Here is a 14,079-nt window from a genome sequence, read left to right on the forward strand (position 1 = left end):
AATCAACACACTACAAAACTTGTCAGGAAGAGCCTTATGACTGCGTCCCAACCCCCAGTGATCGAGCACAAGCCCTCATTCTGGACCCGCCCGCGCCTGTTCATCGGCGTCTGCGTGGTGGTGGTTGCCGGTATCGGCGGCGCGCTCTACACCCAGGACAGCGTCAAGTCTGCAGCGACCCTGGTCAGCAGCACCCAACAGCCGGCGGCGCAAATCATGGCGCACAAGGATTACCTGGAAGTCCAACCGATTGCGGCCACTGCGCCGGAACCGGACCGCAGCCTCGAACTGTGGGCCCTGCCTGCAGGCGGCACGCCGGTGTCTTTGGGCCTGTTGCCGGAGGATGGCAAAGGCATCATCGGCCTCAACCCACGTCAGCAGGAAACTATCAGCCAGCCGGTGGAATTGATGGTCAGTTCGGAAACCAAGGGTGGCTCGGTGAGCAAGCAGCCTACCGGCCCGATGGTGTACCAGGGTGCGCTGGCGATCCGCTGATCCCCAGACACCCAATCGCCAATGTGGGGGCCAGCTCCCACATTGGCGATTGGTTGTTGCTGTTAAGCCGCGCTGAACAGCTTGTGCGGATCAATCACAAACTTCTTCGGCACACCTGCATCGAACTCGCCATAACCACGCGGCGCGTCGTCCAGGCTGATCACCTGCACACCCACGATCTCCGCAATGTTGATGCGGTCCCACATGATCGCCTGCATCAACTGGCGGTTGTACTTCATCACCGGGGTCTGGCCGGTGTGGAAGCTGTGAGACTTGGCCCAGCCCAGACCGAAACGAATGCTCAGGCTGCCCATTTTTGCGGCGGCATCCACCGCCCCTGGATCTTCAGTGACGTACAGGCCGGGAATACCGATCTTGCCCGCCACACGCACCACGCCCATCAGTGAGTTGAGCACCGTGGCCGGGGCTTCGGCCTTGACGCCGTCATGGCCATGGCCGCGGGCTTCAAAGCCCACGCAGTCAACGGCGCTGTCCACTTCCGGCTCGCCAAGCAGCGCGGCGATTTGCTCGTGTAGCGGGGTGTCGGTGGACAGGTCGGCGATTTCAAAGCCCTGGGCCTTGGCGTGGGCCAGGCGGATCGGGTTGACGTCACCGATGATCACCACCGCCGCCCCCAGCAAGCGTGCGGAAGCGGCAGCGGCCAGGCCTACGGGACCGGCGCCGGCGATGTACACGGTGCTGCCAGGGCCAACGCCCGCAGTGACGGCGCCGTGGTAGCCGGTGGGCAGGATGTCGGAGAGGCAGGTCAGGTCACGGATTTTCTCCATGGCCTTGTCGCGATCCGGCAGTTTCAGCAGGTTGAAGTCGGCGTAGGGCACCAGCACGTACTCGGCCTGGCCGCCGGTCCAGTCGCCCATGTCCACGTAGCCGTAGGCACCACCGGCACGGGCCGGGTTGACGGTCAGGCATACGCCGGTGTGTTGTTCCTTGCAGGAGCGGCAGCGGCCGCAAGCAACGTTGAACGGCACAGACACCAGGTCGCCGAGTTTCAGGTTCTCGACGTCGCTGCCCTTCTCGATCACCTCGCCGGTGATTTCGTGACCGAGCACCAGGCCGGTCTGGGCGGTGGTACGGCCGCGCACCATGTGTTGGTCGGAGCCGCAGATATTGGTGGAGACCACGCGCAGGATAACGCCGTGTTCAATCTTCCTGCCACGGGGGTCCTGCATTTTGGGATAGTCGATTTTCTGTACTTCGACCTGACCGTTGCCGAGATACACGACACCACGATTACCAGACATGCTTTCACCTCGCTGTTGTTTTTATGGAACTGCGTTGCCCCTTTGGATGGGCAGCGCGTTTGAGTGCTCGGGTTACAGATGCTGTTTTTGCGTTGTTTGTGAGGGCCTCATCGCGGGCAAGTCCGCTCCCACAGGGTTCACATATCACCCGGTGGGAGCTGGCTTGCCTGCGATGGCGTCAGTCAGAGCACCACCGTTCTATTGGCGTTCAAGAACACCCGTCGCTCAATGTGGTACCCCACCGCCCGCGCCAATGTCAGTCCCTCGATATCCCGCCCCTTGGCAATCAGGTCCTCGGGATAGTGGCTGTGATCCACCACTTCCACGCCCTGGGCGATGATCGGGCCTTCGTCCAGGTCGTTATTGATGTAATGCGCAGTGGCGCCAACCAACTTCACCCCTTTGTTGTATGCCTGGTGATACGGCTTGGCGCCCTTGAACCCCGGCAGCAATGAGTGATGGATATTGATCGCCTTGCCATCCAACTTGCGGCACAGCTCCGGCGACAGCACTTGCATGTAGCGCGCAAGGATCACCAGTTCGGCCCCCGTCTCTTCAATCACTTGCCACACCTGGCGCTCTTGGGACGGTTTGTCATTGGGGTCGAGGGGGAAATGGTAGTAAGGAATCTGGTGCCAGTCGGCCAATGGCTTGAGATCGGGGTGATTGGACACCACTGCGACCACGTCCATCGACAATTGGCCGATGCGTTGGCGGTACAACAGATCGTTGAGGCAGTGATCGGCCTTGGACACCATGATCACCACTTTTGGCCGGTAGTTCGGCGCCGTCAGCTCGAAGATCATGCCAAAGGCTTCGCCGCGGGTGGCCAGGCCATCGCGGAAACCTTGCTCGTCAAAGTCGTCGGGCTGGCGGAATTCCACACGGATAAAAAAGCGCCCGGAGAGGCGGTCATCGAACGAATGGTGCTCGGTGACGTAGCAGCCCTGCTCAAACAGATAGCGGGTGACCGCGTCCACCGTGCCGAGCACGCTGGGGCAGTCGGCGGTCAAAATCCATGTATCGGGTGCGCGGCTCATACTTGAATCCTCAGGCCTTTGTGGCGAGGGGGCTTGCCCCCGTTGGGCTGCGAAGCAGCCCTGAAATCAGCCACTCGGTTCTTTCAGAAAAACTGCAGTGACCTTACCGGGACCGCTGCGCGCTCCAACGGGGGCAAGCCCCCCTCGCCACAACAGCCCATCTGCTCAGGCTTGGACACTCAGGCCGTATTCGGCCGAGGCGTCCTGCAGCCACAACCACCAATAGTCCGAGAAGCTGCGACGAATCAGCAGTTCCCAGGTGTCTTCGGCGGTATGGCGGATCACCAGTTGCGACTTGGCGAACACCGTGCCCACGGCCTTGCCCACCGGGAAATTGTCGGGGTGCACGTCGTAGCTGGTGGATTTCATCAGCACATCGCGCACGTTCGGGCCACTCAGTTCGAGGATCTGCTGGCCGCCGCTGACGTTGACGATCTGGATATGCAAATCCCCCAGGGCCGCGCGCAGGTTTTGCTCGGCGGCAAATTCCTCACCGCTCGGCACGATCAGCAACCATTCATCCGGGCCGAGCCATTGCAGGCTGGTTTCACCTTTGACGATCACGCTCAGGGCACCCGGCAGTTCGATGCCCAGGGCCTTGTGCACGCCGGCGGCGAACGCGGCATCGTGGCCATCGCCGCGCAGGGTCAGGTGGCCGAGGAGTTTCTTTTCACGCACGATCACGCCGGCGTTCTTGCGCCCCTTGCCGACCAGGCTGGCGAGGTCGGCATGGTGCAGCGACGACTCGGCCTTGGCGCCGGTGGTGGGGCGTTGTTGGTACACATTGGCTGCGGTCATAAAGCACCTTTCTTGAATTCTGTTGTGCGGCTTCTGCCGCCATCGCGAGCAAGCTCGCTCCCACATTTCGGAATGCATTTCCCCAGTGGGAGCGGGCTTGCTCGCGAAGGCCGCACCTCGGTCTATCAGATGTTCTGGCGCTCGCCTTTCGGGTCAAAGAACACCGAAGACACAATCTCCGCTTCGATCACACTGCCATCCGCCTGCGGTGAGAACACCCGCTCGCCCATACGCTTCAAGCCGCCCTTGACCACCGCCATCGCAAACGAATAGCCGAGGGAGTTGTGCGCATAGCTGGAGGTCACGTGGCCGACCATCTTCATCGGGATGCTCTGCTTCGGATCGAACACCAGCTGCGCGCCCTCAGGCAGCCACACTTTCGGGTCAATCGGCTTCAGGCCCACCAGTTGCTTGCGCTCTTCACGCACGCAGTCTTCGCGGTTCATCCCGCGCCAGCCGATCCACGAGAACGGTTTGGTGCGGCCCACACACCAGCCCATGTTGAGGTCGTCCGGGGTCATCGAGCCGTCGGTGTCCTGGCCGACGATAATGAAGCCCTTCTCGGCCCGCAGTACGTGCATGGTCTCGGTGCCATACGGGGTCAGGTTGTACTGTTTGCCAGCCTCGACAATCTGTTCCAGCACGCCCATGGCGTAGTCGGCCTGCACGTTGACTTCATAGGACAGCTCACCGGTAAACGAGATACGGAACACCCGCGCCGGCACGCCGCCCACCAAACCTTCTTTCCAGGTCATGAACGGGAAGCCGTCCTTGTCCAGGTCGATATCGGTGACTTCGCTCAACAGCTTGCGACTGTTGGGCCCGGACAAGGTCATGGTCGCCCAGTGGTCGGTGACCGAGGTGAAGTACACCTTGAGGTCCGGCCACTCGGTCTGCTGGTAGATTTCCAGCCACTGCAGCACGCGGGCGGCGCCGCCAGTGGTGGTGGTCATCAGGAAGTGGTTGTCGGCAAGGCAGGCGGTCACGCCGTCGTCGAAGACCATGCCGTCTTCCTTGCACATCAGGCCGTAGCGCGCCTTGCCCACGTCGAGCTTGGTCCAGGCGTTGCTGTAGATGCGGTTGAGGAACTCGCGGGCATCCGGGCCTTGAATGTCGATTTTACCCAGGGTCGAAGCGTCCAGCAGGCCGACGCTGTCGCGCACGGCCAGGCATTCGCGCTTGACTGCCGCATGCAGGTCTTCACCGTTGCGCGGGAAGTACCACGGGCGTTTCCACTGGCCGACATCTTCAAACTCGGCGCCGTTTTTCACGTGCCAGGCTTGCAGCGCGGTGTAGCGCACCGGCTCGAAGATGTGCCCACAGTGCCGGCCCGCTACCGCGCCGAAGGTTACCGGCGTGTAGTTGGGGCGGAACATGGTGGTGCCCATCTGCGGGATGGTCACGTTCAGCGAGCGGGCCGCGATGGCCAGGCCGTTGACGTTGCCCAGCTTGCCCTGGTCGGTGCCGAAGCCCAGCGCGGTGTAGCGCTTGACGTGCTCCACCGACTCGAACCCTTCGCGGGTCGCCAGTTCGATGGCGGCGGCGGTGACGTCGTTCTGCAGGTCGACAAATTGCTTGGGCGCCCGTGCAGTGGCTTTTTCGTGAGGCACCTGGAACAGGGCCAGGGTCGGCTCTTCCAAGCGCGTCAGGGCCTTGGGCAGCGTACCTTCCACCGGAGCAAACCCAGCCTCGCTGGCCGCGCGCACGCCGCCTTCAAAGCCATCGGCCAGGGAGTCACCCAAGCCGTAGACACCGTTGATCCCCCCCACGCACACACGTTTCTGCGGCGCTTCGCCCGGTACAAAACCGAGGATATCTTCACGCCAGGTCGGCTTGCCGCCCAGGTGCGAAGCCAAGTGCACCACCGGGCTATAGCCGCCGGAGCTGGCCACCAGGTCGCAGTCCAGCCACTCGCCGGGGCTGGTGACCTTATGTGCTTTGACGTCGATGGCGGCCACACGGGCGCCGGTCACATGCTTACTGCCACGGGCTTCGATCACGGCACTGCCGGTGAGGATGCGAATGCCTTTGGCGCGCGCTTCTTCCAACAGCGCGCCGCGTGGGTTGTGGCGTGCATCGGCCACCGCGACCACGGTGAGGCCAGCGTCGAACCAATCCAGCGCCACACGGTAAGCGTGATCGTTGTTGGTCGACAGCAGCAGTTTTTTACCCGGCGCCACGCCGTAACGGCGCACGTAGGTCGAAACTGCACCGGCGAGCATATTGCCCGGCACATCGTTGTTGCCGTACACCAGTGGACGCTCACACGCGCCGGTCGCCAGCACCACACGCTTGGCACGCACACGGTGAATACGCTGGCGCACCACGCCAATCGGCGCACGGTCACCGAGGTGATCGGTGAGGCGCTCATGGATGGTCAGGAAGTTATGGTCGTGGTAACCATTGACGGTAGCGCGAGGCAGCAGCACCACGTCTGGCAGGGCCTTGAGCTCGGCGATCACACTGGCGACCCATTCGGTCGCCGGCTTGCCGTCGAGGTTTTCGCGCGAATCGAGCAACGACCCGCCGAACTCTTCCTGCTCATCAGCGATGATCACCCGCGCGCCACTGCGCGCAGCGGCCAGGGCCGCTGCCAGGCCGGCAGGGCCGGCGCCGACGATCAGCACGTCGCAATGGCGGTTCATGTAGTCGTAGGTGTCCGGATCGTTCTCGGTCGGCGAGCGGCCAAGCCCGGCGGCCTTGCGGATGTACTTCTCGTAGGTCATCCAGAACGATTGCGGGTACATGAAGGTTTTGTAGTAGAAACCCGGCGGCATCAGCTTGCCGCCGACCTTGCCGAGAATGCCCATCATGTCGTTGTTCACGCTCGGCCAGCCGTTGGTGCTGGTGGCGACCAGGCCCTGGTACAGCGCCTGTTGCGTGGCGCGCACGTTAGGGATTTGCGTGGCTTCGGTGGCACCGATCTGCAGCACCGCGTTCGGCTCTTCGGCGCCGGCGGCGAAGATGCCGCGCGGACGCGAGTACTTGAAGCTGCGGCCGATGATATCCACACCGTTGGCCAGCAAGGCGGCAGCCAGGGTGTCGCCTTCAAAGCCTTTGTAGCTCTGGCCGTTGAAGGTAAACGTCAGGACTTTATTACGGTCGATGCGGCCACCGTTGGACAGGCGATTGATCTGGCTCATACCTTCTCTCCAGAAGCCTTGGCGGTGAATTGCGGCTGGGTACCGATCTTGTAGGTTTCAAGAATTTCGTAGGTCAGGGTGTCGCGGGTCGCGTTGAAGTACTGGCGGCAACCGGCGGCATGGATCCACAGTTCGTGGTGCAGGCCACGGGGGTTATCGCGGAAGAACATGTAGTCGCCCCACTCTTCATCGGTGCAGGCATTCGGGTCCAGCGGGCGCGGGATATGCGCTTGGCCGGAGGCATGGAATTCCTCTTCGGAGCGCAGTTCGCCACAGTGAGGACAGAAGATATGCAACATAGGGAATTTCTCCTGTTAGTGGGCGACGGCCGCAGCGCCGTGTTCGTCGATCAGCGCACCGTTGTGGAAACGGTCGATGGAGAAAGGTGCCGCCAGCGGGTGCATCTCACCCTTGGCCAGGCTCGCGGCAAACACGTTGCCTGAACCGGGGGTGGCCTTGAAGCCACCGGTGCCCCAGCCGCAGTTGAAAAACATGTTCGGTACCGGGGTCTTGGAGATGATCGGGCAGGCGTCCGGCGTGGTGTCGACGATGCCGCCCCACTGACGGTTCATGCGCACCCGCGACAGCACCGGGAACATCTCGACGATGGCCTGGATGGTGTGCTCGATCACCGGGTACGAGCCACGCTGGCCGTATCCGTTATAGCCGTCGATACCGGCGCCGATCACCAGGTCGCCCTTGTCGGACTGGCTGATGTACCCGTGCACGGCGTTGGACATGATCACGCTGTCGATAATCGGCTTGATCGGCTCCGACACCAACGCTTGCAGCGGGTGGGATTCAATAGGCAGGCGGAACCCGGCCAGCGAGGCCATATGCCCGGAGTTACCGGCTGTGACCACCCCGACGCGCTTGGCGCCGATAAAGCCCTTGTTGGTTTCCACGCCGATGCACACGCCGTTTTCCTTGCGGAAACCGATGACTTCGGTCTGCTGGATCAGGTCCACGCCCAAGGCATCGGCAGCACGGGCAAAGCCCCACGCCACAGCATCGTGACGGGCCACGCCGCCGCGCCGTTGCACGGTGGCACCCAGTACCGGGTAGCGGGTGTTTTTCGAGCAATCGAGGTACGGAATCTCGTCCGCGACCTGCTTGGCATTCAGCAGCTCACCGTCCACACCGTTGAGGCGGTTGGCGCTCACGCGACGCTCGGAATCACGGATGTCCTGCAGGGTGTGGCACAGGTTGTAGACGCCACGCTGGGAGAACATCACGTTGTAGTTCAGGTCCTGGGACAAACCTTCCCAGAGCTTCATCGCATGCTCATAGAGATGCGCCGACTCGTCCCACAGGTAGTTGGAACGCACAATGGTGGTGTTGCGTGCGGTGTTACCGCCGCCCAGCCAACCTTTCTCGACCACGGCCACATTGGTGATGCCGTGTTCCTTGGCCAGGTAGTAAGCGGTGGCCAGACCATGCCCGCCGCCGCCGACGATGACCACGTCGTAGACCTTTTTCGGGGTCGGCGTGCGCCACATCTTCTGCCAGTTTTCGTGATGGCTGAGGGAGTGCTTGAAGAGGCCGAAGCCTGAGTAGCGTTGCATAGGCATTACTCCAAAACCGCGCTCAGCGATAAACCGGGAAATCAGCGCACAGCGCAGACACGTGCTTGGCCACATTGGCCTCGACATCGGCGTCACCGAGGTTGTCGAGGATGTCGCAGATCCAGCCCGCCAGCTCCACGCATTGCGTCACCTTGAAACCACGGGTGGTCACCGCCGGGGTACCGATGCGCAGGCCCGAAGTCACGAACGGCGACTGCGGGTCATTGGGCACGGCGTTCTTGTTGACGGTGATGTGGGCGCGACCGAGGGCGGCGTCTGCGTCCTTGCCGGTCAGGCCCTGGCGGATCAGGCTGACCAGAAACAGGTGGTTATCGGTGCCGCCGGACACTACATCGTAGCCGCGTTTGATAAACACGCTGGCCATGGCCTGGGCGTTGTCGATCACCTGCTGTTGATACGCTTTGAAGCCTGGCTCCATTGCCTCCTTGAAGCACACCGCCTTGCCCGCGATCACATGCATCAATGGGCCGCCCTGGGCGCCGGGGAATACAGCGGAGTTGAGTTTTTTCTCAATCTCTTCGTTGGACTTGGCCAGGATCAAGCCGCCACGCGGACCGCGCAAAGTTTTGTGGGTGGTGGTGGTGACCACATCGGCGTAAGGCAGCGGGTTCGGGTACAGACCCGCAGCCACCAGGCCGGCGACGTGAGCCATGTCGACGAACAGCAGCGCACCGACCTTGTCGGCGATGGCGCGAAAACGCGGGAAGTCCAGTGTCTTGGAATAGGCGGAGAAGCCGGCAACGATCATCTTCGGCTTGTGTTCCACGGCCAGGCGCTCGACTTCGTCGTAGTCGATCAGCCCGGTGTCGGTGTTGATGCCGTACTGCACCGCGTTGTACAGCTTGCCCGACGACGACACCTTGGCGCCGTGGGTCAGGTGACCGCCGTGGGCCAGGCTCATGCCGAGGATGGTGTCACCGGCATTGATCAGCGCCAGGTACACCGCACTGTTGGCGGACGAACCGGAGTGCGGCTGCACGTTGGCGTAATCGGCGCCGAACAGTTGCTTGGCGCGCTCGATGGCCAGGGCCTCGACTTTATCCACATGCTCGCAGCCGCCGTAGTAGCGCTTGCCAGGGTAGCCTTCGGCGTATTTGTTGGTCAGGCCGCTGCCCTGGGCCTGCATCACACGCTTGCTGGTGTAGTTCTCCGACGCGATCAGCTCGATATGATCTTCCTGGCGCTGCTCCTCGGCATTCATGGCCGCCAGCAGTGCGTCGTCATATCCCTGGATCTGGTCTTGTTTGCTGAACATCGCGTCTCTCCCAGCCTTTCGTATTGTTGAGGCCCGTGCAGGGCCCTTTGATGCGATGGTAGGGCTGGCGCAGGCAGGTCAAATGCCTACGCACGCCACGCAAAGGTGCGTTTACGACATGGCCAGAACAACACTGAACAAATGTGGGAGCGGGCTTGCTCGCGAATGCGGTGTGTCAGGCAGCACATGCATTGGCTGGGCCACCGCATTCGCGAGCAAGCCCGCTCCCACAGGGGCTATGTGATGACCTTTCGAAGGAGTAGCAGCAGTAAGAAATGCGCGGGATAAAGTGCATACGCCCAGCGGCGCATGGCCGGGGGCGAGGCGCCTTGGGCATGTCGCAACAAGACCAATCCGGCCAGTGGCGCAATCAGGCAGGTGGCCAACCCGAACATCGCGACGAGATTGCCGCTATTGAGTAAGACCTGCCATTGATTGGCAGCTACACACACCAACCCCGGCAACACGCTGAAATACCAGGGGCGACTAAACACCAACAACATCGCCAGCGGCAGCAATACACCAAAAAAGCCGAACATCAGTTGCGCCGAGAACACAGCGCCGGCCAGCAGGGCAATCAGCGCCAATCCGCGGTCAAAAAGCGTCTTTTGCTGCCATCCTCGGGCAACCAGCAAACCCAGCGCCAAGGTCGGCAGCACATTCAATGTATCGGCATTGTCGATAAACAGCCGATACGGCACCTCGCTGATCACGCTGAACAGCAGCAGCCACCCCAGGTAACGCCATTGCCCGGTGACAGGTGCATCACGGACCCGCTGCAAATTGGCCGCAATCGCCAGGCAAAACCACGGGAACGCCAGGCGCCCCGGCACGTACAGGCCATCGAGGCTTAAACCGACATAGCGCAAGTGGTCCAGCACCATGCTCAATAGCGCCAGCCATTTGAGCAGGTCCAGCGCGCCATCGCGCTCGCGCTGTAAAGGAATCGTTTCAGTACCGTGCATAATTCCCCAGAGACTTTGCATTAACAGTGCGTGCGTGCGCCGGATATTCTTGGTTAAAGTGCGCACCAACATCGACCACAGGAACGGGCCATGACCGACAAGAGCCAACAATTTGCCAGTGACAACTATTCCGGTATCTGCCCGGAAGCCTGGGCCGCCATGGAGCTCGCCAACCAGGGCCATCAACGCGCCTATGGCGATGATGAATGGACCCACCGCGCCGCCGACGGTTTCCGCAAACTGTTCGAAACCGACTGTGAAGTGTTCTTCGCCTTCAACGGCACAGCGGCCAACTCCCTGGCCCTGTCTTCCTTGTGCCAGAGCTACCATAGCGTGATTTGCTCGGAAACTGCCCATGTCGAGACCGACGAATGCGGCGCGCCGGAGTTTTTCTCCAACGGTTCCAAGCTGCTCACCGCGCGCACCGAAAACGGCAAGCTGACCCCCGAATCCATCCGCGAGATCGCCCTCAAGCGCCAGGACATCCACTACCCCAAGCCCCGCGTCGTGACCCTGACCCAGGCCACCGAAGTGGGCAGCGTGTACACCCCGGATGAAATCCGCGCCATCAGCGCCACCTGCAAGGAACTGGGGCTGAACCTGCACATGGACGGCGCGCGCTTCTCCAACGCCTGCGCCTTCCTCGGCTGCTCGCCTGCCGACCTGACCTGGAAAGCCGGTGTGGATGTGCTGTGTTTTGGCGGCACCAAAAACGGCATGGCGGTGGGTGAAGCGATCCTGTTCTTCAACCACAAGCTGGCGGAAGACTTCGATTACCGCTGCAAACAGGCCGGCCAACTGGCGTCGAAAATGCGCTTCCTTTCCGCCCCTTGGGTCGGCCTGCTGGAAAACGACGCCTGGCTCAAACATGCACGCCACGCCAACCACTGCGCCCAGTTGCTCAGCAGCCTGGTAGCGGATATTCCCGGCGTGGAATTGATGTTCCCGGTGCAGGCCAACGGCGTGTTCCTGCAACTCTCGGAACCGGCCATCGCGGCGCTGACGGCCAAGGGCTGGCGCTTCTACACCTTCATCGGCAAGGGCGGTGCGCGCTTCATGTGTGCGTGGGATACCGAGGAAGAACGGGTGCGTGAACTGGCAGCGGATATTCGTGAGGTGATGGGCGCCTGATCTCATGCGGCTTGCCGGTGTGGGCCTGATACTGGCGGAATGCCGAGACTATTTTTTGATATTTCTGACAGCACCCAGCCTGCTCTTCATGGGCTAGCCTCCTGGAACCCGCAAGGAAAGGCCACTGCAAAGGCCACCTTGCGGGCCACACTGCCTGCCGAACTATCGGCCGGAAACGGAAATCCAGCAGAGGACTGCACCATGGAAAATCAAACCTTCGGCAACATCCTGCAAAGCGATACCCAACTCTCGACCACCCTCGTCGGCTGGGATGAATTCCGCAAACTGGCGAAGGTCGGTGACATCATCCAGGAACCTGGCCAGACCTTGAGAATCACCGAAAAAGTCTTCGAACCGACAGCTTCAGGCGAGCAATTCGCGATTCATATCTACGCCCGCTAACTTCCTGATCGTTCCCACGCTCTGCGTGGGAACGCCTCCCAGGACGCTCTGCGTCCCCTCAAGGATGAGCCTATGGGTAGAAGCCGCTACGTCATCACCGAACCCGAAAAACCACACTTCCTGACATGTACCGTCATGGAGTGGCTACCACTGTTCACCCGTGACTACCTCGTCAGTCATCTTCTGGATTGTTGGCGATATCAACAAAACCACCACGCCCTCAACCTTTATGGCTACGTCGTCCTGGAAAACCACCTGCACTTCGTCGCTCAGGCGCCTGACCTGAGCAAATGCGTCAGCCAATTCAAATCCTTCACCGCTCGAACCATCATCGATGACCTGCACAGCAAAGGCGCTGAACGGGTATTACAACGTCTGCGCTTTTGCAGACGTGCACACAAGGTAGATCGGGTGTATCAACTCTGGCAGGAAGGCTCACATGCCGAGCTGGTATACAGCGAGGCGGTGATACGCCAGAAGCTTGATTACATCCACCACAACCCAGTGAAGCGGGGTTATGTGGACCTTGCTGAACACTGGAGGTACTCCAGTGCTCGCAACTATTTGGGCATGGAGGGGTTGATCGACATCCAGCGCTGGTCTTGAAGATCGTTCCCACGCTCTGCGTGGGAACGCAGCCTGTGACGCTCCGCGTCACATCGCACACAAGGGACGCGGAGCGTCCCGGGAGGCATTCCCACGCGGAGCGTGGGAACGATCAGGGGGGGGTATTAGAACTCGATCCGCACATCGCCCTTCGGCACGCTGCAGCACGACAGGATGTAGCCTTCGGCTTCGTCTTCCTCGGTAATCCCGCCGTTGTGCTCCATCTCCACTTCCCCACCCAGTTTCATCACCTTGCATGTGCCGCATATGCCCATGCCGCAGGCCTTGGGAATCAGCAGGCCCAGCTTCGCCGCTGCCGCATGCACGGTTTCCCCGGGTGCCACACGAATGCTTTTGCCTGACGAGATAAATTCCACCTGGTGCAGATCCGCCAGGTCGATTTCCGGCGCATCGGCGGCCTGTTCGGCTTGTTCCACAGCATCGGCCCGCGCCTCCGGTGGCGTGGCGCCGAAGGATTCCTCGTGGTAACGGCTCATGTCGAAGCCATTGGCGTCCAGCAGGCGCTTGACCGCGTTCATGTAGGGCGTAGGGCCGCAGCAGAACACTTCGCGCTCAAGGAAGTCCGGCACCATCAGTTCGAGCATTTTCTGGTTGAGGTAACCCCGATAACCGGCCCACGGCTCGCCCAGGCCGTGTTTCTCACAGATCAGGTGCAGGCTGAAGTTGTCGATGCGCGACGCCATATGCTCCAGCTCGCGGTGGTAGATGATGTCTTTCGGCGAGCGGGCACTGTGCACAAACACCATGTCGACATTGGCGTTGGTGTCGTAATACCAGCGCGCCATGGACATCACCGGTGTGATACCCACGCCGCCGCTGAGGTACAGCACCTTGGGGTTGCTGAAGTCGATGGCATTGAACAGCCCGACCGGCCCGTGTACCGCCAGCTCCTGGCCTTCGTGCAGGGTGTCGTGCAACCAGTTGGAGACCTTGCCACCCGGCACGCGCTTGATCGTCACCGAGAAGCTGTAGGGCACCGATGGCGAGCTGGAAATGGTGTACGAGCGCATGATCGGCTGGCCGTCGATCTCCAGCTCCAGGGTGACGAACTGCCCCGGCTTGAAAAAGAACAGGATCGGCTGGTCGGCCATAAAGCAGAAGGTGCGCACATCCCAGGTTTCCTGGATGACTTTGACGCAACGGACGATGTGCCGACCATTGGCCCAGGTCTGGGTGGTGACAGGATTCAGGAAGCTGTTGGACATGCTGTTCTCCACGGCCGTAGTTCGGCTTGATGCTGGCGATTCTGCGTAACGCCGCGACCTGCCATTTACCTATCTGCGACATTCGCATACTTATCGCGACCAGCCCCCATACCACTGGGGTTGCGCGTCGGGAACAGAGTGGGCCATGTCGTTAATGGATAAGGTTGCGG

At 61.3% G+C, this 14,079-nt stretch carries 13 protein-coding genes; 4 read left to right on the plus strand and 9 right to left on the minus strand.

Annotation, left to right across the window (positions count from 1 at the left end; genetic code table 11):
- Positions 1-36 precede the first annotated feature (36 nt).
- On the plus strand, positions 37-495 hold the full coding sequence (locus PSH73_RS24220; RefSeq protein WP_057440273.1) for an anti-sigma factor domain-containing protein: 459 nt from the start codon (positions 37-39) through the stop codon (positions 493-495).
- Positions 496-557: 62 nt separating this feature from the next.
- On the opposite strand, the gene fdhA is transcribed toward PSH73_RS24220, so the two are convergent.
- The 8 genes from fdhA to PSH73_RS24260 all read right to left on the minus strand — a co-directional run bounded on the left by fdhA (position 558) and on the right by PSH73_RS24260 (position 10,544).
- On the minus strand, positions 558-1,757 hold the full coding sequence (gene fdhA / locus PSH73_RS24225; protein ID WP_032858631.1) for a formaldehyde dehydrogenase, glutathione-independent: 1,200 nt from the start codon (positions 1,755-1,757) through the stop codon (positions 558-560).
- Between the two features lie 182 nt (positions 1,758-1,939).
- The gene (gene purU / locus PSH73_RS24230; RefSeq protein ID WP_057960830.1) at positions 1,940-2,797 is read right to left on the minus strand and encodes a formyltetrahydrofolate deformylase; all 858 of its coding nucleotides are present in this window, start codon (positions 2,795-2,797) and stop codon (positions 1,940-1,942) included.
- Between the two features lie 165 nt (positions 2,798-2,962).
- A complete protein-coding gene (locus PSH73_RS24235) occupies positions 2,963-3,595 on the minus strand; it encodes a sarcosine oxidase subunit gamma (protein WP_057440271.1) in 633 nt (210 codons plus the stop codon).
- Between the two features lie 125 nt (positions 3,596-3,720).
- Positions 3,721-6,738: a sarcosine oxidase subunit alpha gene (locus tag PSH73_RS24240; RefSeq protein WP_305461497.1), complete on the minus strand. Its 3,018-nt coding sequence runs from the start codon at positions 6,736-6,738 to the stop codon at positions 3,721-3,723.
- Complete coding sequence (locus PSH73_RS24245) at positions 6,735-7,037, minus strand: sarcosine oxidase subunit delta (RefSeq protein WP_057440270.1); 303 nt, start codon at positions 7,035-7,037, stop codon at positions 6,735-6,737. Before PSH73_RS24245 ends, PSH73_RS24240 begins: the two co-directional genes overlap by 4 nt.
- Positions 7,038-7,052: 15 nt before the next feature.
- Positions 7,053-8,303, minus strand: a complete 1,251-nt coding sequence (locus PSH73_RS24250; RefSeq protein WP_010207084.1) for a sarcosine oxidase subunit beta — start codon at positions 8,301-8,303, stop codon at positions 7,053-7,055.
- A gap of 22 nt (positions 8,304-8,325) precedes the next feature.
- Positions 8,326-9,579 (minus strand): serine hydroxymethyltransferase, encoded by a 1,254-nt coding sequence (locus PSH73_RS24255; RefSeq protein ID WP_057440269.1) that lies wholly within the window; start codon positions 9,577-9,579, stop codon positions 8,326-8,328.
- A 236-nt stretch (positions 9,580-9,815) separates the two neighbouring features.
- The gene (locus tag PSH73_RS24260; RefSeq protein ID WP_120734261.1) at positions 9,816-10,544 is read right to left on the minus strand and encodes a TraX family protein; all 729 of its coding nucleotides are present in this window, start codon (positions 10,542-10,544) and stop codon (positions 9,816-9,818) included.
- Positions 10,545-10,634: 90 nt separating this feature from the next.
- Here PSH73_RS24260 and PSH73_RS24265 point away from each other — a divergent pair, with 90 nt between their 5' ends.
- The 3 genes from PSH73_RS24265 to PSH73_RS24275 all read left to right on the plus strand — a co-directional run bounded on the left by PSH73_RS24265 (position 10,635) and on the right by PSH73_RS24275 (position 12,683).
- Complete coding sequence (locus tag PSH73_RS24265) at positions 10,635-11,675, plus strand: low specificity L-threonine aldolase (protein ID WP_032858640.1); 1,041 nt, start codon at positions 10,635-10,637, stop codon at positions 11,673-11,675.
- A gap of 201 nt (positions 11,676-11,876) precedes the next feature.
- Positions 11,877-12,077, plus strand: coding sequence for a hypothetical protein (locus PSH73_RS24270; protein ID WP_057960834.1), 201 nt, complete (start codon positions 11,877-11,879; stop codon positions 12,075-12,077).
- 72 nt (positions 12,078-12,149) lie between these two features.
- Complete coding sequence (locus PSH73_RS24275) at positions 12,150-12,683, plus strand: transposase (RefSeq protein ID WP_305461499.1); 534 nt, start codon at positions 12,150-12,152, stop codon at positions 12,681-12,683.
- A gap of 125 nt (positions 12,684-12,808) precedes the next feature.
- Here PSH73_RS24275 and gbcB read toward each other — a convergent pair whose 3' ends face one another.
- The gene (gene gbcB / locus PSH73_RS24280) at positions 12,809-13,909 is read right to left on the minus strand and encodes a glycine-betaine demethylase subunit GbcB (protein WP_057960836.1); all 1,101 of its coding nucleotides are present in this window, start codon (positions 13,907-13,909) and stop codon (positions 12,809-12,811) included.
- Between the last annotated feature and the right edge of the window lie 170 nt (positions 13,910-14,079).

Source organism: Pseudomonas sp. FP2294 (assembly GCF_030687625.1).
In the GTDB taxonomy this organism is placed as follows: domain Bacteria; phylum Pseudomonadota; class Gammaproteobacteria; order Pseudomonadales; family Pseudomonadaceae; genus Aquipseudomonas; species Aquipseudomonas shahriarae.

Excerpts from the sequence above, each read along its gene's own strand:
- PSH73_RS24220 (WP_057440273.1), top strand. The coding sequence starts at position 37 with ATGACTGCGTCCCAACCCCCAGTGATCGAGCACAAGCCCTCATTCTGG.
- fdhA (WP_032858631.1), bottom strand. The coding sequence starts at position 1,757 with ATGTCTGGTAATCGTGGTGTCGTGTATCTCGGCAACGGTCAGGTCGAA.
- purU (WP_057960830.1), bottom strand. The coding sequence starts at position 2,797 with ATGAGCCGCGCACCCGATACATGGATTTTGACCGCCGACTGCCCCAGC.
- PSH73_RS24235 (WP_057440271.1), bottom strand. The coding sequence starts at position 3,595 with ATGACCGCAGCCAATGTGTACCAACAACGCCCCACCACCGGCGCCAAG.
- PSH73_RS24240 (WP_305461497.1), bottom strand. The coding sequence starts at position 6,738 with ATGAGCCAGATCAATCGCCTGTCCAACGGTGGCCGCATCGACCGTAAT.
- PSH73_RS24245 (WP_057440270.1), bottom strand. The coding sequence starts at position 7,037 with ATGTTGCATATCTTCTGTCCTCACTGTGGCGAACTGCGCTCCGAAGAG.
- PSH73_RS24250 (WP_010207084.1), bottom strand. The coding sequence starts at position 8,303 with ATGCAACGCTACTCAGGCTTCGGCCTCTTCAAGCACTCCCTCAGCCAT.
- PSH73_RS24255 (WP_057440269.1), bottom strand. The coding sequence starts at position 9,579 with ATGTTCAGCAAACAAGACCAGATCCAGGGATATGACGACGCACTGCTG.
- PSH73_RS24260 (WP_120734261.1), bottom strand. The coding sequence starts at position 10,544 with ATGCACGGTACTGAAACGATTCCTTTACAGCGCGAGCGCGATGGCGCG.
- PSH73_RS24265 (WP_032858640.1), top strand. The coding sequence starts at position 10,635 with ATGACCGACAAGAGCCAACAATTTGCCAGTGACAACTATTCCGGTATC.
- PSH73_RS24270 (WP_057960834.1), top strand. The coding sequence starts at position 11,877 with ATGGAAAATCAAACCTTCGGCAACATCCTGCAAAGCGATACCCAACTC.
- PSH73_RS24275 (WP_305461499.1), top strand. The coding sequence starts at position 12,150 with ATGGGTAGAAGCCGCTACGTCATCACCGAACCCGAAAAACCACACTTC.
- gbcB (WP_057960836.1), bottom strand. The coding sequence starts at position 13,909 with ATGTCCAACAGCTTCCTGAATCCTGTCACCACCCAGACCTGGGCCAAT.